This window comes from Microbacterium sp. ZW T2_14, assembly GCF_044987405.1.
Classification (GTDB): domain Bacteria; phylum Actinomycetota; class Actinomycetes; order Actinomycetales; family Microbacteriaceae; genus Microbacterium.
The window spans coordinates 178,096-204,254 of sequence record NZ_JBJDRK010000001.1; the positions used below are offsets into that span (position 1 = coordinate 178,096).

The 26,159-nt window shown below is 69.5% G+C and carries 19 protein-coding genes and 1 pseudogene; 7 read left to right on the forward strand and 13 right to left on the reverse strand.

The genetic code is table 11. The features are described 5' to 3' along the window. Positions 1-57: 57 nt before the first annotated feature. From ACI3KY_RS00745 to ACI3KY_RS00765, 5 genes and pseudogenes are all read right to left on the reverse strand, one after another. Positions 58-774, reverse strand: coding sequence for a FadR/GntR family transcriptional regulator (locus ACI3KY_RS00745; RefSeq protein WP_404928283.1), 717 nt, complete (start codon positions 772-774; stop codon positions 58-60). A 139-nt stretch (positions 775-913) separates the two neighbouring features. Further along, positions 914-1,687 carry a 3-oxoacyl-ACP reductase gene (locus ACI3KY_RS00750; RefSeq protein ID WP_404928284.1) on the reverse strand — a complete coding sequence of 258 codons (774 nt, stop codon included), beginning with the start codon at positions 1,685-1,687 and terminating at the stop codon, positions 914-916. 10 nt (positions 1,688-1,697) lie between these two features. Beyond that, positions 1,698-3,074, reverse strand: coding sequence for an aldehyde dehydrogenase family protein (locus ACI3KY_RS00755; RefSeq protein WP_404928285.1), 1,377 nt, complete (start codon positions 3,072-3,074; stop codon positions 1,698-1,700). 236 nt (positions 3,075-3,310) lie between these two features. After that, positions 3,311-4,057: pseudogene (locus tag ACI3KY_RS00760) on the reverse strand (gamma-glutamyl-gamma-aminobutyrate hydrolase family protein); the annotation flags it as partial. Beyond that, a complete protein-coding gene (locus ACI3KY_RS00765; protein ID WP_404928286.1) occupies positions 4,038-5,393 on the reverse strand; it encodes a glutamine synthetase family protein in 1,356 nt (451 codons plus the stop codon). The gene ACI3KY_RS00765 and the pseudogene ACI3KY_RS00760, both read right to left, overlap by 20 nt. A 187-nt stretch (positions 5,394-5,580) precedes the next feature. Between ACI3KY_RS00765 and ACI3KY_RS00770 the strand changes: the two genes are divergently transcribed. Both ACI3KY_RS00770 and ACI3KY_RS00775 read left to right on the forward strand, forming a co-directional pair. Further along, positions 5,581-7,149 (forward strand): amino acid permease, encoded by a 1,569-nt coding sequence (locus tag ACI3KY_RS00770; protein ID WP_404928287.1) that lies wholly within the window; start codon positions 5,581-5,583, stop codon positions 7,147-7,149. Positions 7,150-7,776: 627 nt separating this feature from the next. Beyond that, on the forward strand, positions 7,777-7,941 hold the full coding sequence (locus tag ACI3KY_RS00775) for a hypothetical protein (RefSeq protein ID WP_404928288.1): 165 nt from the start codon (positions 7,777-7,779) through the stop codon (positions 7,939-7,941). A gap of 149 nt (positions 7,942-8,090) precedes the next feature. Here the strand turns inward: ACI3KY_RS00775 and ACI3KY_RS00780 are convergent, their stop codons facing one another. From ACI3KY_RS00780 to ACI3KY_RS00790, 3 genes are all read right to left on the reverse strand, one after another. Beyond that, positions 8,091-8,792, reverse strand: a complete 702-nt coding sequence (locus ACI3KY_RS00780; RefSeq protein WP_404928289.1) for a hypothetical protein — start codon at positions 8,790-8,792, stop codon at positions 8,091-8,093. 86 nt (positions 8,793-8,878) lie between these two features. Beyond that, positions 8,879-9,382, reverse strand: a complete 504-nt coding sequence (locus tag ACI3KY_RS00785; protein WP_404928290.1) for an amino-acid N-acetyltransferase — start codon at positions 9,380-9,382, stop codon at positions 8,879-8,881. A gap of 209 nt (positions 9,383-9,591) precedes the next feature. Beyond that, positions 9,592-12,117 (reverse strand): ATP-dependent Clp protease ATP-binding subunit, encoded by a 2,526-nt coding sequence (locus tag ACI3KY_RS00790; RefSeq protein WP_404928323.1) that lies wholly within the window; start codon positions 12,115-12,117, stop codon positions 9,592-9,594. A gap of 208 nt (positions 12,118-12,325) precedes the next feature. On the opposite strand from ACI3KY_RS00790, the gene ACI3KY_RS00795 reads away from it, so the two are divergent. From ACI3KY_RS00795 to ACI3KY_RS00805, 3 genes are read left to right on the forward strand one after another with little or no spacing between them, the layout of a single operon-like run. Then, complete coding sequence (locus ACI3KY_RS00795; protein ID WP_404928291.1) at positions 12,326-12,952, forward strand: hypothetical protein; 627 nt, start codon at positions 12,326-12,328, stop codon at positions 12,950-12,952. Continuing rightward, positions 12,952-13,560 carry a hypothetical protein gene (locus ACI3KY_RS00800; RefSeq protein WP_404928292.1) on the forward strand — a complete coding sequence of 203 codons (609 nt, stop codon included), beginning with the start codon at positions 12,952-12,954 and terminating at the stop codon, positions 13,558-13,560. The genes ACI3KY_RS00795 and ACI3KY_RS00800 overlap by 1 nt, the downstream gene beginning before the upstream one ends. Then, positions 13,557-13,787 (forward strand): helix-turn-helix domain-containing protein, encoded by a 231-nt coding sequence (locus tag ACI3KY_RS00805; RefSeq protein ID WP_404928293.1) that lies wholly within the window; start codon positions 13,557-13,559, stop codon positions 13,785-13,787. Before ACI3KY_RS00800 ends, ACI3KY_RS00805 begins: the two co-directional genes overlap by 4 nt. A 159-nt stretch (positions 13,788-13,946) precedes the next feature. Here the strand turns inward: ACI3KY_RS00805 and ACI3KY_RS00810 are convergent, their stop codons facing one another. From ACI3KY_RS00810 to ACI3KY_RS00825, 4 genes are all read right to left on the reverse strand, one after another. Next, positions 13,947-14,675, reverse strand: coding sequence for an endonuclease domain-containing protein (locus ACI3KY_RS00810; RefSeq protein WP_404928294.1), 729 nt, complete (start codon positions 14,673-14,675; stop codon positions 13,947-13,949). Between the two features lie 558 nt (positions 14,676-15,233). Then, a complete protein-coding gene (locus ACI3KY_RS00815; RefSeq protein ID WP_404928295.1) occupies positions 15,234-15,971 on the reverse strand; it encodes a hypothetical protein in 738 nt (245 codons plus the stop codon). Positions 15,972-16,097: 126 nt separating this feature from the next. Further along, entirely contained in the window at positions 16,098-17,564 is a 1,467-nt protein-coding gene (gene cls, locus ACI3KY_RS00820; RefSeq protein ID WP_404928297.1) for a cardiolipin synthase, read from the reverse strand. Between the two features lie 272 nt (positions 17,565-17,836). Beyond that, complete coding sequence (locus tag ACI3KY_RS00825; RefSeq protein ID WP_194414835.1) at positions 17,837-18,025, reverse strand: hypothetical protein; 189 nt, start codon at positions 18,023-18,025, stop codon at positions 17,837-17,839. Positions 18,026-18,297: 272 nt separating this feature from the next. On the opposite strand from ACI3KY_RS00825, the gene ACI3KY_RS00830 reads away from it, so the two are divergent. Then, entirely contained in the window at positions 18,298-19,665 is a 1,368-nt protein-coding gene (locus tag ACI3KY_RS00830; protein ID WP_404928298.1) for a DUF4192 family protein, read from the forward strand. 85 nt (positions 19,666-19,750) lie between these two features. Here the strand turns inward: ACI3KY_RS00830 and ACI3KY_RS00835 are convergent, their stop codons facing one another. Continuing rightward, positions 19,751-25,933, reverse strand: coding sequence for a S8 family serine peptidase (locus ACI3KY_RS00835; RefSeq protein WP_404928299.1), 6,183 nt, complete (start codon positions 25,931-25,933; stop codon positions 19,751-19,753). 37 nt (positions 25,934-25,970) lie between these two features. Between ACI3KY_RS00835 and ACI3KY_RS00840 the strand changes: the two genes are divergently transcribed. Then, entirely contained in the window at positions 25,971-26,105 is a 135-nt protein-coding gene (locus ACI3KY_RS00840) for a hypothetical protein (protein WP_404928300.1), read from the forward strand. The last annotated feature ends 54 nt before the right edge of the window (positions 26,106-26,159 follow it).

A 26,159-nucleotide genomic window follows, 5' to 3' on the forward strand; every position in this document is an offset into this window, starting at 1 on the left:
GCCTAATCAGCGGTTCCGGCGTGATCGCCCCGCAGACCGCGTGGCAGAGCGGACCGATCAGGCGAGGAACCCGCGCAGCAGTGCCTCCGAGCCGGCGAGATGTTCGAGGATCGCCGCCTCCGCGGCATCCGGTCGCCCGGCGAGGATCGCAGTCACGATGCGCTCGTGCTGCACGTTGGAGTGCTCGATGTTGCGCGGCAGCAGCGGGAACGTGTCGAGCCACTCGTTGACGCGGGCCCGGTTCTCCGCGGCGAGCGCGACGAGCGACGGGATGCCGGCGAGCTCGGCGATCGACAGGTGCAGGAGCGTGTCGAGCCGGCGATAGTCGGTCTCGGATGCCTCGGCCACGACCTCGTACCGCGCCCACAGTTCGTCGCGCGCGGCGGCGTCGAGACTGCGGCCGGCGGCGGCGCGGGCGGCTCCGGCCTCGAGCACGCGACGCAGGCCCAGCACGTCCTCGAGCTCGGCCGCCGTCACGTCGCGCGGATGCGGCGGCTGCGGGAGCGGATCGGCGACGAACGTGCCGCCGTACCGGCCGCGCCGACGTACGAGGTAGCCGGTGTCGGCGAGCTCGCGGATCGCCTCGCGCACCGTGTCGCGGCTCACGGCATAGAGCACGGCGAGCTCCCGCTCCGAGGGCAGCGACTCCCCCGGCGCGACGACGCCGAGACGGATGGTCTGCACCAGACGGGCGACGGTGTCTTCGAGCGCATTGCCCTCGCGCACCGGCCGGTAGACGGCCCTGCGCACCTCGTGCAAGGGAGCGTCGGTCATCGCCGGGCCCCGGCATCCGTTCCGCAACTCCGCCTGAATCGTGCGTCAGGCCGCGCCGGGCGGCGGACTCGTGCGGCTGCCGTCATCAGGAGTTCAGCCCGAGGCGGAGTCGTGGCACGCGGGCTCGACATGGTCAGGCTCACAGCGGGGTGACGTACGCGTTGGTGATGCCGCCGTCGACGACGAACGCGGTGGCCGTGATGAACGACGCGTCGTCCGAGGCGAGGAACGCGACGGCGGCCGCGAGCTCCTCGGGCTCGGCGAAACGCCCCATGGGCACGTGCACGAGCCGGCGCTGCGCACGCTCGGGGTCCTTCGCGAACAGCTCCTGCAGCAGCGGGGTGTTCACCGGCCCCGGGCACAGCGCGTTCACGCGGATGCCCTGTCGCGCGAACTGCACACCAAGCTCACGCGTGAGGGCGAGCACGCCGCCCTTCGACGCCGTGTACGAGATCTGCGACGTCGCCGAGCCGAGCAGCGCCACGAACGACGCCGTGTTGATGATCGAGCCGCTGCCGGCCGGCACCATATGCCGCAGCGCCGCGCGCGAGCAGAGGTAGACGCTCTTGAGGTTGACGTCCTGCACGCGATCCCATGCGGGCAGCTCGGTGGTCTCGATCGAGTCGTCGTCGGCGGGCGAGATGCCCGCGTTGTTGAATGCGATGTCGATGCGCCCGAACTCCGCAGCGACGCCGTCGAAGAGGGCGTCGACCTGGGTCTCGTCCGCGACATCCACGGCGCGGAACACGCCGTCGACCTCATCCGCCGCGACTTCGCCGGTCGCCGGGTCGAGGTCGGCGATCACGACGCGCGCGCCCTCCGCGGCGAAGCGCCGCGCGGTCGCGAGGCCGATGCCGGAGGCACCGCCGGTGATGATCGCGACCCTGTCCTTCAGTCGCTGGGTCAGGTCCATGCTGTTCCTCTCATTCCGTCGCGAAGAAGACGTTCTTGGTCTCGGTGAAGTGCTCCGCTGCGTCGGGCCCGAGCTCCCGGCCCAGCCCCGACGCCTTCATGCCGCCGAACGGCGTCCAGTACCGCACCGACGAGTGCGAGTTCACCGAGAGCACGCCGCTCTTGACGCCGCGCGACACCCGCACGGCGCGGCCGAGGTTCTCCGTCCAGATGGAGCCGGCAAGACCGTAGGCGGTGTCGTTCGCGAGGCGGATCGCGTCCGCCTCGTCCTCGAACGGCAGCACGGCGACGACCGGGCCGAACACCTCTTCGCGCGCGATGCGGTCGTGCGGCTCCGCGAGCACGACGGTCGGCGCGAACCAGAAGCCGTCGCCCAGTGCCGGGTCGTCCGCAGCGGGCGCCGAGCCGCGGAACGCGACGTTCGCCCCGTCGAGGAATCCCGCGACGGTGGAGCGATGGGATGCCGAGATCAGAGGCCCCATGTAGGTGCCCTCGTCTGCGGGGTCGCCGACACGCCACGCCTGCACCGCCGGCTCGAGCAGCTCGAGGAAACGGTCGTACACCGAGCGCTCGACGAGGATGCGGCTGCGCGCGCAGCAGTCCTGTCCCGCGTTGTCGAACACCGCTCCCGGTGCGGCGGCCGCCGCCTTCTCGAGGTCCGCGTCGGCGAACACGATGTTGGCGCTCTTGCCGCCGAGCTCGAGCGTCACGGGCTTGAGCTCGCGGGCGCAGCCGGCCGCGACATCCGTCCCGACCGAGGTGGAGCCGGTGAAGACGACCTTGCGCACGTCGGGGTGCGAGACGAACCGCTGCCCCACGACAGAGCCCGACCCGGTGATCACCGTGAACAGGCCCTCGGGAAGCCCCGCTTCGAGGGCGAGCTCGCCGAGCCGGATCGCGGTGAGGGGCGTGAGCTCCGCGGGCTTGAGCACCACCGCGTTGCCCGCGGCGAGCGCCGGCGCGAAGCCCCACGACGCGATCGTCATCGGGAAGTTCCAGGGCACGATGATTCCGACGACGCCGTAGGGCTCGTGGAACGTCACATCCAGCCCACCGGCCACCGGGATCTGCTGTCCGCTGAGGCGTTCGGGGGCGCCGGCGTAGAAGTTCAGCACCTGGGCGACGTGCGACGCCTCCCAGCGGGCCGAGCCGATCGGGTGCCCCGAGTTCCGCACCTCGAGCTGCGCGAGCTCCTCCACATGCGCTTCGACGACGCGGGCGAACGCTCGTAGCGCATCCGCTCTGGCTACGGGCGGCAGCGACGCCCACGAACGCTGGGCGATGACGGCACGCGCGATCGCGGCATCCGTCTGCGCCTCATCCGCGCGCGCGATCTCGCGGATCGGCCGCGCGGTCGTCGGGTCGATGACGGTGAAGGTGGACGTCATGCGAGCACCCCGTTCGACGGCTGGGCGCGAGCCGTCCCGCGCGCCGTCGCTGAGCTCGTCGAAGCGCGCTCGCCCAACGACCGGGAAGCCGACTGGGTGCGTTTCGTCTCGCTCGTTCCTCGCTCGCTCAACGACCGGGGGCCTGACTCGGAACCTTCCGTCTCGCTCGTTCCTCGCTCGCTCGACGACCGGGGACCTGACTCGGAACCTTCCGTCTCGCTCGACGACCGGGAAGCCGACTCGGCATAGGCGGATGCCTCGGCCACGAGCCCCGCGAAGAGCCTGCGATCCTCGCGATTCTCCTCGGGGTGCCACTGCACGCCGAGGACGTACCCGTCGCCGTCGGACTCGAACGCCTGCACCAGGCCGTCATCGGTGCGCGCCGTGGCGACGAGCCCCGCGCCCAGCCGGTCGATGCCCTGGTGGTGGTAGCTGTGCACGTCGAGACCTCCGGCGCCCACGAGCTCCGCGAGACGCGACCCCTCGTCGACGGCGACCTCGTTGGTCGCGAACACGCCGCGGCCGATGCGGAACCGCTCGGTGCCGAGCGCCTCGGGCAGGTGCTGGTGCAGCGTGCCGCCCCGCGCCACGTTGACGAGCTGGAGCCCGCGGCAGATCGCGAGCACCGGCATCCGTCGTTCCTCCGCGCCGCGGAACAGGGCGAGCTCCCACGCGTCGCGGTCCGGGCGTGCGGGATCCGTGAGCGGGTGCCGCTCCGCCCCGTACAGCGACGGGTCGACGTCGAGTCCCCCGGTGAGGATCAGCCCGTCCAGCCCGTCGAGCACCCTGGCGGCCGCGGTGTCGGGCTCGGGCTGCGGCGGAAGCAGGACGGCGATGCCGCCCGACGCGGTCACCGCGTCGAAGTACTGCTGCGGCAGGAACGCGGCGCGGACGTCCCACACCCCCTGCTTCGCCTGCTCGAGGTAGGTCGTCAGGCCGATGACCGGCCGGCGCCCTTCGACACTAGAGCCGTTCGAAACCACGGACCCTCTCCCAATCGGTCACGGCCGCGTCGTAGGCCTCGATCTCGATGCGCGCCTGATTCAGGTAGTGCTCGACCATGTCGTCGCCGAACGCGGCGCGGGCGATGGCCGACTCGCCGAACAGCTGCGCCGCCTCCCGCAGCGTCGTCGGCAGATGGTCGACGCCCGCGGTGTACGCGTTGCCCTCGAGCCGGTCCGGCAGCGGCAGCTCGTTCTCGATGCCATGCAGACCGCCCGCGATGATCGCGGCGATACCGAGGTACGGGTTGACGTCGCCGCCGGGCACCCGGTTCTCGACGCGGAGCGACGGGCCCCGGCCGATGACCCGCAGCGCGCACGTGCGGTTGTCGATGCCCCACGCGATGCCGGTGGGGGCGAACGACCCCTTCGCGAACCGCTTGTACGAGTTGATGTTCGGCGCGAAGAGCAGCGTGAACTCACGGAGCGTCGCGAGCACGCCGGCGATCCAGTGCTCCATGAGCGGGCTGAAGCCGTGCGCGCCGTCGCCCGCCATCACGGGATCACCGGCGGCCGACCGCACCGACAGGTGGATGTGGCAGCTGTTGCCCTCACGCTCATTGAACTTCGCCATAAAGGTCAGCGCCTTGCCGTGCCGGTCGGCGATGGCCTTCGCGCCGTTCTTGTAGATGGCGTGCTGGTCGGCGGTCTCCTGCACCTCGGCGTAGCGGAACGCGATCTCCTGCTGGCCGAGGTTGCACTCGCCCTTGACACCCTCGGTGTACAGACCGGCACCGTCCATCGAGAGACGGATGTCGCGCAGCAGCGGTTCGAGACGCCCCGAGGCGAGCAGGTCGTAGTCGACGTTGTAGTCCGTGGACGGCGTGAGCTCGCGGTAGCCCTTGGCCCAGGCATCCCGGTAGGTGTCGTCGAAGACGATGAACTCGAGCTCGGTGCCCGAGAAGGCCACGAGTTCGCGGTCTGCCAGGCGGGCGCGCTGCCTGTTGAGGATGTCGCGGGGCGACTGCACGACGGGCTCGCCGTTCTCCCACGTGAGGTCGGCCATCACCAGCGCCGATCCCGGCTGCCACGGCACGCGGCGGAGGGTCGTGACGTCGGGTCGCAGCATCATGTCGCCGTAGCCGGTCTCCCAGCTCGACATCGCGTAGCCGTCGACGGTGTTCATGTCGACGTCGACCGACAGCAGGTAGTTGCAGGCCTCGGCGCCGTGGGGCAGCACCTCCTCCTGGAAGAGCCGCGCCGACACCCGCTTGCCGACCAGCCGCCCCTGCGCGTCGGCGAAGGCGACGATGACCGTGTCGATGTCGCCGGCGGCGATCCCGGCGTTCAGCTGCTCGACGGTGAGGTTTCCCGGCATCCGCTCCTCCTCCTGTGTCGACGTCCGACGGACTCGTGAGCGCGGTCCCCCCGAACCGCGCTCACCCGCACACTCTAACGAAATTCCCTCTCAAAGGTAGACACAGCCGACCAATAGGCACCACAATCGGCGAAAAGCGCATCCGCGCACCCGAGCGCACCTCCCTTCGCTAATCCCTGGAGGACCGATGTCCCAAGCGAGCAGTGCCCCTCCGCCGGAAACCCCGGCATCCACTTCCGGTCGGCAGTCGAAGGTCGCGGGAGCGACCTATACACGCGCCGGCCACGACTACTTCCAGAAGCGCACCCTGAAGCGCTCCGCCGGCGTCTGGGGCCTCTGGGGCCTCGCGGTGGCGGCCGTCATCTCGGGCGACTTCTCCGGGTGGAACTTCGGCATCGACTTCGCCGGCTTCGGCGGCATGCTCATCGCCTTCGCCATCCTCGTCGTCATGTACTACGGCATGATCTTCTCGATCGGCGAGATGGCCGCCGCGATGCCGCACACCGGCGGAGCGTACTCGTTCGCGCGCTCCGCGATGGGCCCGTGGGGCGGCCTCGTCACCGGCGCCGCCGAGACCATCGAGTACGTCGCGACGACCGCGGTCATCGTGTACTTCTCGGCGTCCTATGCCGACGCGATCACCAGTGAACTGCTGAACTTCTCGATGCCGACGTGGGTGTGGTGGATCATCCTCTACGCCGCCTTCATCGCACTGAACGCCGCGGGCGCAGCCATCTCGTTCAAATTCGCGATCGTCGTGTCCATCATCTCGATCGCGATCATCCTGGTGTTCTCGGTGATGGCGATCTTCTCCGGCCAGTTCAGCTGGGACAAGCTCTTCGACATCGCGCCGGACCCGGGCCAGACCGCCTTCCTGCCGCACGGCGTGATCCCGATCCTGTTCGCGCTGCCGTACGCGATGTGGTTCTTCCTCGGCATCGAGGAACTCCCGCTCGCGGCGGAGGAGTCGCACAACCCCGAGCGCGACATCCCTCGTGCCGGCTTCATCGCCCGGACGACCCTGATCATCACCGGCCTGCTCGTGCTGTTCCTCAACACAGGGGTCGTCGGCGCCGAGGCGACCGGCACCGCGGGCGAGCCGCTGCTCGACGGCTTCCGGGCGATCGTCGGCGACGAGCTGGCGGCCGTGCTCGCCCTGTTCGCGCTCATCGGTCTGCTCGCGTCGCTGCAGGGCATCATGTTCGCCTACGGACGCAACATGTACTCGCTGTCGCGGGCCGGCTACTACCCGAAGTTCCTGTCGCTCACCGGCAAGCGCGCGACTCCCTGGGTTGCGCTGGTGGTCGGCGCGGTGATCGGCTTCGTCGCCCTGGTGCTCGTCGACTCGCTCGGCGGTACCGCCGGCGTGGCGGGAGCGATCGTGCTGAACATCGCGATCTGGGGAGCGGTGATCGCCTACGCGCTGCAGATGACGTCGTACGTGATTCTGCGCCGCAAGTATCCGAACGCCGACCGCCCGTACCGCAGCCCGTGGGGTATCCCCGGCGCCGTCATCGCGGGCGCCGTCTCGGTGCTGATCTTCTTCGGCTTCTTCATCAACGAGCCGGCCCGCCCCGCCATCGTCGCCATCGCCATCGTCTACGTCGTGATCCTGGTCGGGTTCGCGCTCTACTTCCGGCACCGCCTGGTGCTGTCGCCGGAGGAGGAGTACGCGCTCTCAGGCGGCACCCACGGCGACCCTCAGGAGGAGGGCTACGACGCGATGGAGACCGAGGTGTTCGGCGACAAGACCTAGAGGAGTTCGGCCAGACCCTCAGGTGGGAGGGCGAAGCGGGGCGGCGTGGGGCCGCCCCGCTTCGTCGTTTCACGAGGACCGGTTGCGACGGATGCCGCGACCCTTCGTCACGCCGGCTGGAACGGCCGTGTGGTGGTCGTCGGGGTGGGACGGGCCTGGAGGCGCGATCGACATGGTCGTGTGGAGGAACGCGGTCGCACGCGGTGAACCGGACGTCATACTCTTGTCCCCCAAAAGGGGGACAGCTAAGGTGAGACGGCGACGAGTGTCGGGACTTGGGGTCCACTTTCCTTCATTGGCCGCACTGGGGACTGGGAGAACGGCCGGCATCGCACGGACGCTTCAAGGGCGGTCCCCCTCGGGCCCGTGCTTGCCAGCTTCTCAAGGCCCGAGGGGGACCGGACCTACCGTGACGGTGTGCGCCCGCTTGGGGAACGAAACGCACTGCCCATGTGGCACTGGGGTTGCCAGGCATCGTCAGCAGAAGGTCAATCTCACCATTCCATAAACGTGCCGTTCGGGTCCATTCCCGGCAGGTAATGGGCTTGTTACGAGTGATGGTGGACAACGACGACACGCCCCTCCACCCGTGAGGTCGGAGGGGCCCGATCGGCTGAGGAGTCGAGTATGGACTGGGGAGTCCTCGTGGTGATCGGCGTTGCCGTGTGGATCGCGGCGGCGGTCCTCATCGGCCTCTTGATAGGCCGGATGATCCGCTACCGCGACGGACGCGTGCCGGAAACTGTGACCGATCACGTCGCCGAGCCCCCCGAAGATCGGCGTGCGGCCTAGGCCGAGCAAGGTGGGGAGGCTGCGATCAGCCACTCGGCGAGTCCAGCGCGTGCGCAGGCTGTCGCGGTCGCGTTCGAGGGCCGTTCCGGCGGTCCTGCGGACTCCTTGCGGACTGGAGCCTGATATCTCCGGGAGTTGCGGAGGTCCCCTCAGTAGAGGAGGAACTGCTTCGGCTCGGTCGAGGCCACGCCGCCGATCTCGACGGAGAGGTGGTACGACGACCCGCCGCCGGGAGCGAGAGGTCGGTTGCCGTCGGCGCAGGTGCCGACGGCCGAGCGGGTGCGGTCCCACGTGAGGGGTGCGGCGCTCGACACGGTCTGGCCCGCGGCGATCAGCACGACCATGTCGCTCGGCTCGCTCTGGCAGTCGGTGGAGCGCCACCAGACGTCGTCACCGCTCGTCACGGTGAACGACTGTGCGCTCGTGCCCACATTCAGGGTGCAGTCTGCGCCGTTGTTGGTGAGCGTGATCGAGAACTGCGGGTTCTGGTCGCCCGCGTAGGTGTCGGCACTGGTCACGCCTTCGACCGTGATCTCGCTGGCGACGCAGGGCGCAGCAGCCGGCGTCGCACCGGGCGTGGGTGTCGCGCCCTCCACCACGGCGCCCTCGACGGCGCCGGTGTCCGTGCCCCCGACGGTCGCCTGCGACGACGGCACCGGCAGAGACTCGGCCGAGTCCTGCGACTGCTCGGTGTCGGGCTTCTTCGACGAGTCCGTCGCGGCGACCGCCCACGGCTGGGCGATCAGCAGCCAGACGACCCCGGCCACGACCAGCAGAGCGATCAGCAGCACGAGACGCCGGCGACGGTACACCGCCGGCGAGGGGCGGCGTCGCGGAGTGGTGCCGGTCATGCTCACAGGTTAACCGCGGCGCCGGTGTTCTCGGGTCGGCGCGCCCGGACACGCCGAGCCGGGACGAGTCTCGCCGTGAGCGCCGGTCAGAGCCGCTTGATCATGCGGGTGTTGCCCAGGGTGTTGGGTTTCACGTGCGCGAGGTCGAGGAACTCGGCGACGCCCTCGTCGGGCGAGCGGATGAGCTGGGAGTAGACGTCGGGATCCACCACCTGCTCGCCGATCGGCGTGAAGCCCCGACGCGTGAAGAAGTCGACTTCGAAAGTGAGGCAGAACAGCCGCGACAGTCCGAGGGTACGGGCGTTCGCCTCGAGCGCCTCGACGATCGCCCGCCCGACGCCGTGATGCAGCCAGCCGTCGGCCACGATCAGCGTGCGGATCTCGCCGAGGTCCTCCCACATGACGTGCAGCGCACCGCAGCCGATGAGCTCGCCGTCAGCGTCTTCGGCGACGAGGAACTGCTGCGTCGCCTCGTAGAGGACGACGAGGTCCTTGCCGAGCAGGATGCGCCGCTGCACGAACGGCTCGAGAAGCGCCTGGATGCGGCGGACATCGCGCGTGCGCGCGGGCCTGACCGTGAACTCTGCCACCCGTCCAGCGTAGATGCCCGGCTCCGGCAGCCGGACGCCGCGTCCCCGCCCGTCGAGGATTCAGGCGAATCGCAGCTTGGTCCCTCAGTCGGGGCGCCGGCTTCGGCGTGTCTCCTGAATCCTCGACCACGTGGCTGGTCGACAACGAGCGGACACAGAAGAGCGGATGCCGCGGCGCTGGGCCGCGGCATCCGCTCTTCGTATTCCGGTTACGCGTTCGCCGCGAGATCCGGCGTGGCGGAGATCTCGCCGTTGTGGACGACGCCCACCGCGACCTTCTCGCCGCGCGGGCCGTGCTCGAACACGAACTCGCCGTTCTGCGCGTCGACCTTCACGTGGTCGCCGGGATCGAGCTCGCCGTGCAGGATCTTCTCCGACAGGCGGTCCTCGACCTCGCGCTGCATGGCGCGACGCAGCGGACGGGCACCGAGTGCGGGATCGAAGCCGATCTCGATGAGCTTGTCCTTCGCGGCATCCGACAGCTCGATGGTCATGTCGCGGTCGAGCAGACGCTCGCCGAGGCGCTTGGTGAACAGACCCACGATCTGGCGCAGCTCATCCTTGTCGAGCTGCGGGAAGACGATGATGTCGTCGACGCGGTTCAGGAACTCGGGCTTGAAGTTGCGCTTGAGCTCCTCGTTCACCTTGCCCTTCATGCGCTCGTACGTCGTGCCGGCGTTGCCCTCGACCTGGAAGCCCACCGGGCCCCCGGCGATCGCCGACGAACCGAGGTTCGTCGTCATGATGATCACCGTGTTCTTGAAGTCGATCATGCGACCCTGACCGTCGGTCAGGCGACCCTCTTCGAGGATCTGCAGGAGCGAGTTGAAGATGTCGGGGTGGGCCTTCTCGATCTCGTCGAAGAGCACGACCGAGAACGGCTTGCGGCGCACCTTCTCGGTGAGCTGCCCGCCCTCTTCGAATCCGACGAATCCGGGAGGGGCGCCGAAGAGGCGCGAGACGGTGTGCTTCTCGCCGAACTCCGACATGTCGAGGGCGATCAGGGCGGCCTCGTCGTCGAAGAGGAACTCGGCGAGCGCCTTGGCCAGCTCGGTCTTTCCGACGCCCGTGGGGCCGGCGAAGATGAACGAGCCCGACGGGCGCTTCGGGTCCTTGAGGCCCGCGCGCTGGCGGCGGATGGTCTTCGACAGGGCGGCGATCGCCTCTTCCTGGCCGATGACGCGCTGGTGCAGCGCCTTCTCCATGAAGACGAGACGGCTCGACTCCTCCTCGGTCAGCTTGAAGACCGGGATGCCGGTGGCCTGGGCGAGCACCTCGGCGATCAGGCCCTCGTCGACGACCGCGTGGGTCGCGACGTCGCCCGAACGCCACTGCTTCTCGAGACGCAGGCGCTCGGCGAGGAGCGACTTCTCCTCGTCGCGGAGGCCCGCGGCCTTCTCGAAGTCCTGGTCCTCGGAGGCGCGCTCCTTGTCTTCACGGACCTTGGCGATCTTGTCGTCGAACTCGCGCAGCTCGGGCGGGCTCGACAGGATCGACAGGCGCAGGCGGGCGCCGGCCTCATCGATCAGGTCGATGGCCTTGTCGGGCAGGAAGCGGTCGGAGATGTAGCGGTCGGCCAGGTTCGCCGCCGCGACGATCGCGCCGTCCGTGATCTGCACCTTGTGGTGCGCCTCGTAGCGGTCGCGCAGACCCTTGAGGATGTTGATCGCGTGGGGCAGGCTCGGCTCGGCGACCTGGATCGGCTGGAAGCGACGCTCGAGCGCGGCATCCTTCTCGAAGTGCTTGCGGTACTCGTCGAGCGTGGTCGCACCGATCGTCTGCAGCTCTCCGCGGGCGAGGAGCGGCTTCAGGATCGACGCGGCGTCGATCGCACCCTCGGCGGCACCCGCACCCACCAGGGTGTGGATCTCGTCGATGAAGACGATGATGTCGCCGCGCGTGCGGATCTCCTTGGTGACCTTCTTCAGGCGCTCCTCGAAGTCACCGCGGTAGCGGGAACCGGCGATGAGCGAGCCGAGGTCGAGCGAGTACAGCTGCTTGTCCTTCAGCGTCTCGGGCACGTCGCCCTTGACGATCGCCTGGGCGAGGCCCTCGACGACGGCCGTCTTGCCGACACCGGGCTCGCCGATGAGGACGGGGTTGTTCTTGGAGCGGCGCGACAGGATCTGCATGACGCGCTCGATCTCCTTCTCGCGCCCGATCACCGGGTCGAGCTTGTTGTCGCGCGCCGCCTGCGTGAGGTTGCGGCCGAACTGATCGAGCACCTGCGAACCTCCCTGGGTGGTGCCCTGGGTCTGCTCGCCCGCGCCGCTCGCGACGCCGGCGGGCTCCTTGCCCTGGTAGCCCGACAGCAGCTGGATGACCTGCTGGCGGACCTTGTTGAGGTCGGCGCCGAGCTTCACCAGAACCTGGGCGGCGACGCCCTCGCCCTCGCGGATGAGGCCGAGGAGGATGTGCTCGGTGCCGATGTAGTTGTGGCCGAGCTGCAGCGCTTCGCGCAGCGACAGCTCGAGCACCTTCTTGGCACGCGGCGTGAAGGGGATGTGGCCGGTCGGCTGCTGCTGGCCCTGGCCGATGATGTCCTGCACCTGCTCGCGCACGGCATCGAGCGAGATGCCGAGGCTCTCGAGGGCCTTGGCGGCGACGCCCTCACCCTCGTGGATGAGACCGAGCAGGATGTGCTCGGTGCCGATGTAGTTGTGGTTCAGCATCTTCGCCTCTTCTTGGGCGAGGACGACGACACGACGGGCACGGTCCGTGAATCTCTCGAACATCATTCACTCCTCCTGGGCGATGCGGGTCTGCTGAGCCCACTGCGCCTTACATCGAGGGTAACGACGCGGTCGGGAGCGTACGGCCGTGTTCGCCGTGGGCATAGCGCGGCCGCGACGACATTCGGGCGCGGGATGCCTTGCGCCGCGGTGCTCGTGTGGCATATCGTTTCTCGATAACAACGTTTATCGATATGAAGAGGTGAATCCCATGTCCTCGACCGCCCGCCCCCATGTTTCGCTCGGCGAAGGCTTCAGCCTGGGCATCATCGCGACGGGTGCGATCAGCGTCGCGGTCGCGGCCCTGGTGGCCATCGTCCGCGGTGCCTCCGCGATCTTCGGGAGCGCACCGACGGTACGCATGCCGGTGGCCGGCGGCGACGTGCCCGAACTCTCGGGCGTTCCGGAGATCACGGCCGCGACTTACGCCTCCGCCGACGTGACGTTCAGCGCACTGCCGGGCGCGGTCAGCTGGATGCTGTGGATGGAGCTCGCCCTCCCCGCGCTCGCGACGATCGGGGTCTGCATCGTCGCGTGGTGGCTGGGCGTCTCGCTCATGCGGGCACGGCCGTTCCGCCGCGCGATGTCGACCGCGATCGGTGTGGTCGCCGTCCTGGTCATGGTCGGCGGAGTGCTCGGGCAGGTTCTCGGCGCCTTCGGCCGCGCGTTCCTGGTGGACGCCCTCGCCGCGACCTCGCCGGAGGTGACTGACGTCTTCGGGACCTTCCTGCTGGAGCTGAACCTCGCCCCCGTCGGGTGGGGCTTCGCGCTGGCGCTCGTCGCCGGGTCGTTCGCCATCGGGGCGCGCCTCCAGCGCGACACGGAAGGGCTGGTCTGATGCCCGAGACGACGACCAAGGAGCGCAACGACATCATCTCGACGCTCGTGGTGGCCGGCGTGGTCGCGGCGATCGTGGTGGTGGCATCGGTGGTGCGGTGGTTCGAGACGTTCACGCGCGAAGGGATCTCGGTCGCGGTGCCGTTCGCCGGCGTGCCGGCCGACTTCGCACCGGCGAACGGCTTGCCGGTGACGACGGTGCGCGTGACGGAAGGAGATGTGCTGGCCACGGGCGTCAACGTGGTCTCCACGGTGTCGCTCGGCGCGTCGATCATCGTGAGCGCGGCCGTGTGGCTCGTGGTGATCGCGCTCTTCGGAACGCTGGCGCTGCGGTTCCTCAGGGGGCGGTTCTTCGACCCGACCAATCCGCGGCTGCTCGACGCCGCGAGCTGGACGATGTTCGGCGGGGCGCTGGCCGTCTACTTCCTCGACACGTTCGGACGCAACGGCGTCCTCGCCGCGGCAGGCCTGGGCGAATTCCTGCCGAATTCCTGGGCGATCACCGCGTCGTTGATCCCGATCTGGATCGCTGCGGTGGTGCTCGGCCTCATCGCGCTCGCGTTCCGCCGAGGCATCCGCCTGCAGCGCGACACGGACGGACTCGTATGACCCCGGCCGACGACGAGGGACCCTCCGGCGTCCATTGCCGGCTCGACGAGCTCCTGCTCGAGCGGGGCATGACGCTCACGCGCCTGTCGGAGCTGGTCGGGGTATCGGTGGTGAACCTGTCGATCCTCAAGAACGACCGGGCCCGCGCCATCCGCTACTCCACGCTGTCGGCGATCTGCCGCGCCCTCGACTGCGAGATCGGCGACCTCCTGGTGCGCGCGGACTGAGTGATTCCGGATGCCGCGGCCCGCGGCATCCGCTGCGCCACCCGCTCACCCCTCACGACCGCGGCTGCGCACGCGACTGCTCACCTGTCACAAGGTGTCGCCTCGCCCGGCACCTCGCGACAGGCGAGCAGGAGGGGACGAAGCCCGCGCGACCGCAGTTCAGCTTCGACGGCGGATGGCCGCGCGTACGCGCTGCGCGGTCCGCCCGGGCTCAACGAACAGATCAGTCTTCGTGACCTGGAGCACGATCCAGCCCGCGGCGCGGAGCGCATCGTATCGATCGATGTCGCGCGCCCACTGCTCTGGATCGAGAAGGTGGTGCTCACCCTCGTACTCGATCGCGACCTTGAGAGCGGGGTACGCGAGGTCGACAGAGCCCAGGTAGATGCCCTCCACGTGCACTTTGTAGTTCCGCTCGGGTTCAGGCAACCCGTGATCGACCAGAACGAGGCGCAACCACGTCTCGGTGCGCGACGCGGAATCCACTCGCACACGCGGCAGCGCCTCCCTCAGCGCGATCACGCCGACCCTGCGGCCCGAGAAGACCGCGGACCGAAGATCCGCGAGCGTGGCGAGAGGTGAACCCACCCGCCACGTGCGGACGATCGCATCTCCGGCTGCAACAAGGTAGTAGGGGTGCGCGAGAGATGCGCCGAGGCCCGCCCATGTCGCCGCCGGCGTCGCGACGCGCAGGCCCGTGCGCTCGTCGCGCATCATGGCCACCAGTGACGGCTTCGCCTCATGGCCTCGCACGCCCGTGCTTCGCGGGAGTCGTCGCGGATGGAACACCGACACGTGCAACAGCGACCGTGCGACAAGCCGGTACGGGAGGGGAATTCCGAGAATGACCGCAGCCGTGATGTGACTGAAGAACTCGCCCTCGGACATCCGGGGAGCGTATGCGAGGGCTGAAGCGAGATGCGCTCGCTCGGCATCGCCAAGAGGGCGCCCGCAGCGATCGGTCTCGAGCCTCGCCGGCAGCGCGACCTCGCGGAGAACCCGCACCCCATGGAATGGACGGTCCATATCGCCGCGGCGGAGTCGTCCCTTCGCTACTCCGGCAGCCTTCGCCTGGTGGACGGAGAAGCGAGGCCCTAGGTGCTCAGGAAGAGGTCGCGTCACACGACGAGCGTGTACCCCCACCTCGCCGGCATCACTCCGCCCGGCCAGTTCTGTGGATAGGGCCCAGCACGCCTGCACTGGTGGAGGAACCGCCGCGGACCCCGCCGCGACCGGTTCGGCTGTCGCTATGTGCGCGTTCCCTCGACAGTTCGTGACAGGCGAGCAGAGAGACAGCGGGCAGGGAGCGCCTCACCTGTCACGATGTGCCGTGCGGTGCGACACTTCGTGACGGGTGAGCAGAAGGGCAGCGCGGGCGGGCGCGCGGGTGGGCGCTGACTGACTGGTTCCGGATGCCGCGGGGCGCGGCATCCGGAATCACACGCGTCAGTTGGGGTAGATCGGGATGCGGACGTTGTCGAACTCGGCACCGGTGAGGATCGCGAAGGTATCGGCGTCCTCGTCCTCGAGGCCGTTCACCGCCGTGACGACGCCGCGCGGCGCCATGTCCATCGTGCAGACCTGGCTCGCGGGGGGCGTGACGAACGTCACGGTGACCTCGTTCGCGCCGGTCGCCTCGGTGTTCTCGATCACGGGTGCGCACGTCGACGAGCCCCACGACAGGATCACGAACTGGCCGTCGACGTCGGTCCAGCCGGCGCTCGGCAGGTAGTCGGTCTCGCCGCCGACGGCGAGATCCGGGACGCCCTCGAGGTCGGTGTCGCCGTGCATGCCCTCCGCGGTGGTCACCTCGATCTCGACACCGTCGGCGGGGTCGACGCCCTCGGGGGTCCCGACGAGCGAGACGCGCGGGACGAGGTCGCGCGTGCAGGCCGTGGTTCCCGCCGCTTCCACGAGGGTGACCTTCATCACGCCGTTCGAGTACGTGGCCTCCTCGGCGGTGGGCACGCACGTGGAGCTGCCCTGCGTGACGATGCCGATCATGCGGCCGCCGTCGAGCCAGGCCGCTCCGACCTCCTGCTCGTCGCTGTCGTCGCCCTGGGTGGTGGCGGACGACGAGGGTGTCCCACCGGAACCGGCGGGAGTGGCACAGGCTGTCAGAAGGCCGGCGGCGAGGAGCGCGATTCCGGCAGCAACGATGAGTGAACGGGAGCGGACGGGCATGCGAGGCCTCCTGAGGTTCTCGGATGCCATCCCCCGCGGCATCCGTCATCCCTATGGTGTCGCAACCGGCGCCGAAATCTCAGTACCGACGGTCACGCAGTTGTCACGATCCGCCGGGAGAATGCCTCACTGCAGGGCGGAGGTGAGCCGGGCGAGGTTGTCGAGCACGGTCGAGCGCAACGGCTGCTTCTCCCACTCTGCGAGCGTGAGCTCGCGGCTGAGCGAGCGGTACCTGTCTTCGACGGTCCGCATCTGGCGCACGAACTCCTCGCCCCGCACGAACAGCGAGATCTCCATGTTGAGACCGAAGGAGCGCATGTCCATGTTGCTCGAGCCGATGATCGCGACCTCGTCGTCGATGGTGAGGCTCTTGGTGTGCAGGATGTACGGCTTCTTGTACATCCAGATCTTGACGCCCGCCCGCAGCAGCGCCTCGTAGTAGCTGCGCTGTGCGTGGTAGACGATCGCCTGATCGCCCTCCTCCGACACGAAGAGCTCGACATGGATGCCGCGCTGACAGGCCGTCGTGATCGCGAGCAGCAGCGCCTCGTCGGGCACGAAGTAGGGGCTGACCACGATGATCTTGCGCTGTGCGGCGTAGAGCAGCCCGGCGAACAGCTTGAGGTTGTTCTGGAATTCGAACCCCGGTCCCGACGGCACGATCTGGCAGTCGAGGTCGCCCGGTCCGCTCGTCACATCGAAGAGGTCGATCTGCTCGGTGAGCACCTCATCGGTCTCGCTGTACCAGTCGCTGAGGAACACGGCATTGACGGATGCCACGACCGGGCCTTCGATCCGGGCCATGAGGTCGACCCAGTGCAGGCCACGCCTGATGTTCTTGCGGAGGTTGTAGGTCGAGTCGGTGACGTTCTGCGATCCGGTGAACGCGACGCGGCCGTCGACCACGAGGAGCTTGCGGTGATTGCGCAGGTCCGGACGCTGGTACTTCCCGCGCAGCGGCTGCACCGGCAGCATCAGCTGCCACTCGGCGCCCATGTCGGTGAGGCGCCTGAGCGTCCGCTTGTAGAACGGCTTGCCGCGGTTCGCCCAGTGATCGAGGAGCACGCGCACGGTCACACCGCGGGCCGCGACCTCCTCGAGCGCACGGAAGAAGTTGTCGGTCGCGGCATCCGTCTGCAGGATGTAGAACTCGACATGCACGAAGCGCTCCGCCTGGCGGATGGCGTCAGCCATCGCGTCGAGGCTCTCCTGGTAGTCCGGGATCAGATGTGCGGCATTGTCGCCCGCGAGGGGCATGGCACCGAGATTGCGGTTCAGCGTGACCAGCGACGTGAACCAGGCCGGCGCGTGCGGCCGCAGCGTGCCGAAGTCGAGCGACGTGCTGGTGTCGTGGATGTAGTCGTTGATGCGCTCCTGCTTGCGCCGCCGCTTGCGCGGGAGCCGGGGGTTGCCGATCAGCAGGAACAGGAACACCCCGATGATCGGGATGAAGTAGATCGCCAGCAGCCACGCCATCGCCGCCGTCGGGCGACGGTTGCGCGGGACGATGATGATCGCCGCCACACGGATCACGAGGTCGAGGACGAAGACGAGCACCACCCACCACGTCGCATCGAACGTGATGGTGATCATCGAGCGGTGCCTCTCGACAGGGTCGGACGGAGCGGAAGGGCGGCGATCTGCTCACACTATCGGGGGCGACCGACGCCTCCGCGCAGGCGGTGATGTCGCGGCGGCGGCCGACGCCGGCCAATCAGCGGCTCAGCAGGCCGCCGCGCAGTTGCGATGGGGTCGGCGCGCAGGGCGATGGGGGTCGGCGCGCAGTTGCCGTGGGGGCCGGCGCGCAGTTGCCGTGGGGGCCGGCGCGCAGTTGCCGTGGGGGCCGGCGCGCAGAGCGGTGAACGTCAGCCGTCGGCAGGACCGGGGGCGACCGGAGGGAGTCCGCGCTTGGCGCGTTCTTCGGCCTGGATCTTCGCGTAGACCCGCCGCTCGGTGCGGTCCGCGCGGACGATGCTGCGCAGCACGAAGAAGAAGATCAGCGACACGAGGACGGTCGGCAGGAGCGTCCACAGCGCCGCGACCCAGTAATCCATGTCTCCAGGATACGCGGTGCGGGTATCCCTCCGCCGCCGGCTCCTCCCCAGGTCCCGGTTGTCGCGGGAATCGCATCTCTTCCCCAGGTCTGCGGTCGCGCGGGACCCGCCTCTCCTTCCCAGGCATGTCGGGCGGGACTCGCATTCCCTCCCAGGTCCGCCGTTACGCGGGACCCGCCTCTCCTCCCCAGGCACCGTTTCGGGAGCCATGCGTGCCCGATCCATCCACAGGGGTTCCGGTGCGGCTGCACGCGCCGCGAGGCTCATCGTCCATGACCCCCACCGTCGTCAAAGCCGCGGATGCCGCGCAGTTCCTGTCCGTCGTCCCGCGCATGCTGGGCTACCACCCGACCCGCAGTCTGGTGGTGATCCCGTTCCATGGCGGAAGCAGTCTCGGAGCGATGCGCTTCGACCTGCCCGAGGGCGACGGCGAATCCCTCGACCGCACCGCGGCGACCGTGACCGGCATGGCCTGCCGCCTGCCGGAGGCCGATGCCATCGCCGCGATCGCGTACACGGACGCACGGTTCCACGACGAGGCACGGATGCCGCACCTCGAGCTCTTCGCCGCGCTCGAGCGCCGCGCCGACGCGTGCGGGCTGCGCGTCACCGACCTGCTGTGCGTCGCCGCCGACGGATGGGCGTCGTTCCTGGACGAGGACCGTCCGGCGGCCGGCCGGCCCCTCGATGAGTTGACCTGGGCCGGCTCGGAAGACGTCCCCGCGCCGGACGGCGACCAGGCCACCGGCGCCGAACTCCCCGCGTGCTCGGCCGAGGAACGGGCGCACGTGGCGAAGGCCATGACCGCTCTGGGCGACGCAGTCACGGTGCTGTGTGGGCCGGATGCCGGCGCGGGCGGCTCGGGTCGATCAGTGCGGCGGCCGCGCCCGGCCGCACCCCATCGCGACGGGTCTTCCGCGGCGCCACGGGCTTCCGCGACGCCGGCCTACGATCGGGACTCGTTCGGGCGGCCGGTCGCCCGAACGGCGAGTGGTGCGGCCAGCAGCGCCGCACCGCGCACCGGGGCGAGCGACCTCGGACCCGTTCCGGCTCCGGTGTCGGGGGCCGCCGAGCACGAGGCATCCGACAGCGATGCGTCGTCGCGCGTCGACCCGCAGGCGCTCGCGACGGTCTGCCGGCTGGACGACCTGCCGCAGTTCTTCGAAGACGCCCTCTCCGGGCAGCTCGAAGCCGGAGATGTGTACGGCATGGCGGCTCTGGTGTGGTGCCTCGCACGCCCCGCATTGCGGGACGTCGCGCTCGTGCAGTGGAGCGGCAACCTTGCCCAGGGCGACGAGGCGTTCGACGCACAGCTGCGCTGGGAGGCCGGCGAGGAGTATCCGGCGCACCTCGCGATGCGCATGTGGGGCGAGGGCGAGCAGCCGCAGGTGTCACGGCTCGAGGCGGCGCTCGCCCTGTCGCGGCACGCCGCCGCCCTCTCGCCGCGCGCGTCGCAGCCGGGCGCCCTCGCCATGTGCGCCTGGCTGTCATGGGCGCTCGGGCGCTCGACCCATGCTGCGGCATACGCCGAGCGCGCCTGCCGGATCGAGGCCGAACACGGTCTGTCGCAGATCGTCCTCTCGTTCGTGAGTGCCGGGCACCTGCCCGACTGGGCGTTCCGGCGTGCGAGCAGACGGTGACCGGGTGCCCGGTCGCGACGGAGCCTCCCCCGGGCGGTTCACGACCGGGGGAGGCTCCGACACGGGCCGAAGGCCCATCACGAGGTCAGAGGCGCGGGTCCTCGCGCACGCTGACCGCATTCAGGATCGGATCGCGCTCGCTGATCTCGCCGCGGAAATCGATCGTCAGATCGCCACCGGCGTGCTCGACGGTAACCTCCTGCGCGTCCGCCGTGAGCGCCCCCACGGTGGCCTGGACGTCGTGATCGTGGAGGACGGGGTTTCCGTTCACCAGGACGTCGAACGCCCGCATGCCCGCCTTGACCTTGTCGATCTCCGCGAAGTCGAGCCCGATCCGGTACGTCCCGGCAGGGACGTCCTTGAAGACGTAGCTGAACGTCTTGCCCGCCCGCTGGGTGCGGTACAAGTCGTCGTCGTCGGTGCCGCCGATGTCGGCCTTGGTGCTGCGCTCGGCACCGCCGACGTACCCCCACGACTCCGAGCCCAGCCCGCGGTCGGGCGACCAGACGAAGCCGTCCGCCCCGACGAACCCGGACCCGCCGGCGTCGACACCCAGCCAGTAGGCAGAGGTCGCCATTCGCACGGGCTGGAACTGCGACCCGTCCTTGCCGGCGTTGGACGCGACGAGCACGTCCCCGACGAGCACGCCGGGCGCGACGCCGGCGTTGTCGACCTTCGCGGTGACCGTGGTCGACTCGCCGACCCCGAGCTCGACCGTGGCGCCCGCGGCCTTGCCCGTGAGGGTCAGCCACGGCAGGTCGGCGGCCTCGTGCCCGCCGTCGTCGGTGCGCCCCTGCTCGCTCAGCTCGACCTGGAGCGGGGCGGAGCCCGTGTTCGTGACGGTGACGTCGGCCGTCGCCGTCCGGCCCTGGCCGAGCAGCCAATCGAGGTCGCCCCGGGTGACCGTCGCGATGCCGGTGGTCAGGGCGGTGTCGACCACCTCGGCCTGGTCCTTCTCGGCGATGGTCACCGGCTGGCCGGCCGTGACGTAGTTCGGCGCCCAGACCTCCACGGTGTTCTCGCCCACCAGCGCCTGAGCCTTCCACCTGCCCAGCTCGTCGGCCGTGATGACCCGGTCGCCGGCCGGCCCGTGCAGCGTGATGAGGGCACCGGCGATCGGCATGCCGTCGTTCTTGTCGGTGACTGTCCCCTCGATCGTGCCCGATGCCGGGAGCGTGTACTCCAGCCCCAGCCCTTCTGTCAGCACCGGCTCGTTGAAGGAGTACTGACTCGCGGGATTGCGCGTCAGGCTCTCCACGCCGACGGTCGCCGACGAACCCCGGGTGAGGGGCTCCTCACCGCCGACGCCGTCGCCGTACCCGATCTGGATCCGGCCGTCCGCGATCAGGGTGACGGAGAAGCTCACCCTGGCTGTCCGGTCGCTGTAGAAGGTGGCATTGCGCCACTCGATGACCTCGGCGGCGATGCCGTCCACCTCCGTCTTCCCGAAGTAGATGCCGGCCTCGTCGTCGACGAGCAGGTCGTCCCACAGCGGATAGATGGCGTCGACCGGGCTCCACGACGGCAGCGCCGCGTTGTTCCCCTGGGTGCTCGCCCGGTCGAACACCAGCGATCCGTTCGTCGTCACGCACACGCCGTCCCAGGCCGTGTCGTAGAACGGGAACACGAAGCTGGAGTCGAACCAGAGGACGCCGCAGAGGTCGTCGCCGTGCCACTCGGAGTCCGTGGTGCCCTGCCGGTAGAGCCCCTCGGTCACCTGCATCGAGTACGAGCGGCCCGCCGGCGCCACGGGCACGGGGCCCGGTTCCGGCTGCTCGGGCTGAGGCTCCGGCTCGGCCTCCGCCGCACGCGGGTCGAGTGTGACGCGCAGCGCCGCGATGCTCGGAGCCCGCAGGCCCTTCGCGCCGCGCAACTCGACGGTCAGCGGGCCGCCCTCGTGCTGCACGACCGCGGTGTGCCAGTCGGCCGCGTCGGGGCCGACGGCGGATGCCGCGTCGTAGGCGTACTGCGCCAGTTCGCCGTCGATGAGGACGTCGAACACCCGCTTGCCCGCGTCCGCCTTCTCGGTCTCTGCGAACCCGAGGTCGACGTTGTAGGTGCCCTTCGGCGCGTCGGGGAACGTGTAGACCAGCTCGCTGTCAGGCGTGGTGCGCTGCGACTGGAACAGAGCGTCGTCCTCGGTGCCCGCGATCGAGGCGCGGGTGGACGTCGCCTTGTCCTTGCCCTGGAAGCCCCACGTACCCTCGCCTGCCGCCTGGTCGGCAGCCCAGGTGAAGCCGGTGGCATCGGTGAACGAGGGTCCGCCGGCCTCGACCGCCACCTGGTATGCGCTCGTGGTGAGCGTCACCGGGATGTAGGTCTTCGGCTGCCGTCCGGAGTCCGACCGCACGACGATGTTCGCCCCCCGCATGCCCGGGTCAAGATCCTTCGAGGTGATCGAGACCTTGACCGTGGTCGACTCGCCCGGGGCGAGGGTCCCACCGTTGGAAGAAAGCGACAGCCAGGGCAGGTCGGTGAACAGGTCGTCCTCGACGTCGACGAGCAGGACTTCGTCGCTCATCTGGTCGACTGCCCACAGCGCGCCGGTCGAGTCCGTCTCGAGACCCCCGCCCGCGCCCACCTTCATGCCGGGGAACCACCACGCGTTCACGAGCGAGCAGTCCTCGGGGTCGACCTGCAGCAGGCGGGTGGGGCGGTTGGAGGTGAGGTCCGTGTACCAGAGGGTGTCCGACGCCTGGTTGTAGGCCAGGCCCATGATCTCCGGAAGCGGCGGGGCGCAGAACGACAGGAGTGCGCCGGCGTTCTCGTGGGACGTGCCCGCGACCGTCCCGATCATGCCGTTGCTCCGGCCGCCGACGTAGAACACGTCCTCGGCGGGGTTGTAGGCCAGTCCGGTCAGGGGCAGCGTCGACCAGTCGCCCTTGATCTCCCGGGTCTTCTCACCCGTCTCCCGGTCGAAGCAGTGGATGTAGCTGTCGGGGCTGTCCTCCATCTGGCACATGTCGCCCGTCTCGGTGTCGAGTGCCATGTCGAACGCCCGGTAGTCGGGGTTCCACGACGCGTCGAACACCTTGCCGGTGGGCTTGCCCGTCACCGTGTAGGCGGTGTTGATCCGCTTGACGTAGTCGTGGATCCACACGTCTCCGTCGTAGCCGACACCGCTGGGCTCCTTCTCCGCGATGGTGCCCGGGATCTCGATGCGCGTGATCACCTCTCCGCCGGCCGTCGCGCCGACCTTGGCGGCCGCGGTCTCCTCCGCGGCAGCGGACGCCTGCACCTCGCCGTCGACGTTCGAGGGCTTCATCTCGCTCTCACCGGCGTTCCAGGCGGTGAGGTCGATCGTGCTGTCCGCCCCGGTCCCCGTGCGGGTCGTGGCGCGGGGAGCATCGAGTTCGGGATGGCGTTCGACCTCGCCCAGATCGTACGTGAGCGGGGCGGAGCCGGTGTTGGTCAGCGTGAGCGAGCCCACCCCGTTCTGGTCCGTCCCCATCAGGACGTCCAGACCGTCGGCCTTCAGGTCGGCGGCGCCGGTGGTCAGGCGCGCGTCGATCTTCGCCTTCGCGTAGAGCTCGTCGAGGGTGAAGTCGTACGACCCGGTGACGTAGTTCGGCGCCTCGACGGTCATCGTGTAGTCCGCGACAGGAAGCTGACGGTGCACCACACCCGTCCCGTTGGTCGTGACGCGCTCCACGAGTCCGTCCTCGTCCGTGAACGACACCGTCGCCCCGGACACCGGCAGTCCGTCGTTCTTGTCTACGACGGTGGCATCGAGATAGCCCCAGTCGGGCAGGTCGTACGTGACGATCATCCCGTCCTCGAGCACCGGCGCGTTGTCGGAGAACCGGATGCCGTCCACGCCGGCCCAGCCCTGGATGCCCGTGATGGCGCGGGCGCCGCCCGTCACCGGGTCGTCGGTGCCGATGCCGTCGCCGTATCCGAAGACGATCTTGCCCGAGCGGGTGAACGTCGCCGAGAAGTCGACCGGCTCGGTGTAGTCCGACCTGATGGGGTAGGACCAGAGCTTGGCGCCGCGGTACTCGACGACGAACGCGTCCTCGCCGTCCAGCTTCGTCGCCGCTGTGAACACGCCACCGCCCGGAGCGAACTCGACCGGGGTCTCGACCGCCAACGGGAAGGCGCCGGCACCGCCGTAGCCCGGTCCTGTGGAGTCGACGGGCGAGATGACACCGCGCAGGCCGATGCCCAGCGTGTCGTGGCTCCCGTTGTAGAGCGCGATCGGGAACGGCAGCTCCACCGTCGCCCAGACGCCCTCCGTGAAGGCGACGGGGTCGGTGCCGCGCAGGTGCTCCCCCTCGGTGACGGCGCAGCTGTAGCCGCCCTCGTCGACGATGACCCCGACCGCGATCTCCAGCCGCTCGTTCTCAGCCGCGACCGTCAGCGGGACGGACGTGGGCGAGAAGCATGCGTTGGGCGTGACGGCGACGCCGTACTGACCCTCGGGCACATCGGCGAGCGCGAACGCACCGTCGGCGTCCGTGCGGACAGGCGTGAGCGGCGTGCCTCTGAGCGAGACATCCGCGTTCGCGACGGGTTCGCCGTCGTCGTCGACCACCGTGCCGCGGATATCGTGCCTCGGGGCGGCCGCGAGCGCGAGGTCGACGGAGGACTCCTCACCGAGTGCGATCGAGACGTCGGCGGTCGCGGGCAGATACCCGAAGACCTTCGAGCTCAGCCGGTAGTCGCCGACGGGAAGGTTGACCGAGAACCGGCCCTCCACGTCGGTACCGACGGAGCGGGTGAACGGTCCGCTGATCGTCACGTCCGCGCCGACGACGGGCTCGCCGTTCGCGGTGACCACTCCGGTCAGCGTGCCGCCCTGACGCGGCGCGAGTTCGAGCAGGCGCGGGAGGTCGAGCCGGCCCTCGCCATACATGTTGTTGAAACCGGCGGTCCCGCCGCACGACGTGTCGTCGACGTCGACGGCCGACTGGCCGAGCAGGCGGCGGGTCTCGTCGACCTGGCCGATGAGCGTCGGGTCGTAGCTCCACAGGTCCGCGATGGCGCCGGCGACATGCGGTGCGGCCATCGACGTGCCGGACATCTCGACGTACTGGTTACCCGGATACGACGAGCGCACGCTCACACCCGGAGCGGAGATCTCAGGCTTGATCTGGCCGTTCTCGCCCTCGCCCTTGCGCGAGAAGGACGCCAGGTTGCCGCTCACGTCGTAGGCGCCGACGGAGTAGGCGCTCGGGGCCGCCCCCGGAGAGGAGACGGTGTCACAGGCCGCGAACGGAGAGGTGTTGCCCGACGACCAGACGCTGAAGATGCCTGCGGCCGTCCACGCCTCGTCGATCGCGTTGAAGAAGCTGTGGAAGTCGTGCTCGGTGTCCTGACCCCACGAGTTGTTGATGATGTGCGGGCGCTTGGAGGGATCCGGGTTGTTGCCCTGCAGGTCGGTGGGGGCGAGCAGCCACCAGCCGGACTCCAGCAGCGACTCGGCGCCGGAGCTGCTGCAGCAGCCGTCGGTCGCGATCCAGTTCGCGCCCGGGGCGACGCCGACGTGCTCGGTGCCGTCGTCACCGACCATCGTGCCCATGGTGTGCGTTCCGTGACCGTTGTCATCGCACGGCGCGTTGGAGCAGGTGCTCCGGGTGGCCATCCAGTTGTAGTCGTGGTCGAACGTGCCGTCCGCCTTGGCACCCCGGTACTTGGACACCAGCGCCGGGTGGTCGAACTGAACGCCCGAGTCGAGGTTGGCCACCGTGATACCTGCGCCAGTGGCTCCCATCGCCCAGGCCTCGGGAGCGCGGATGGCGTCCACGCCCCACGCGTTGACGCCCGCGTCGCCGGCCACGGTGGCGTCGGGGCGGACGCCTTCCTCGGTCGGCGTCTCCTCGTCGACGGGTTCGACGAGTGCGACTTGGGGTGTCGCGTGGATCTCGGCGACCTGCCCCACCGAGGCGACGTCGAGCGCGAGGTCCTGCGTGCCGCCCTTGACGAGCACCGCGTTGACGAGCGGATAGGACGTGTACTTCACGCCCGCTGCCTCGAGCTCGGCGGCCACAGCCGCCTCGGAGGCCTTGGCCGACTTCTTGAGCGCGTCGTAGACGAACTGGCCGCGCTCGTCCCAGTCGGTGATCTCCTTGGCGGGGGCCAGGTCGGCGTTGACGCTGAACGTGATCCAGAAGTCGGCGACCGGCTCCTCGTCGAAGCGGTCCTTGAGGTCGGTGGCGATCTTGGCGTCCGGGGCAGCATCATCCGGCGTGGCGGCCGCCGGAAGCGGCGCACCCATGCTCAGGCCGGCCATGACGGCGAGCGACGTGACTATGGCGGTAAGTCTCATGGGCGGGGCCTCCGGTCTACAGCGGTTGGTAAGGGTCGTGGCTGCGGCGCTGGCGCTCGGCGGCACCGTCGGGGTCGACGGAGTCGTCGGTGGGGCGTGCGGCAACCGGCTGGGGCAGATCTGGCTCGGTGCTCGAGTCGTCATGCGCGGCGATATCGCGGCGCGCGGCTGACTCCGGGACGTGGGACATGCAGCTCATGTTTCGGCACACGGCCCGCATGTCGCT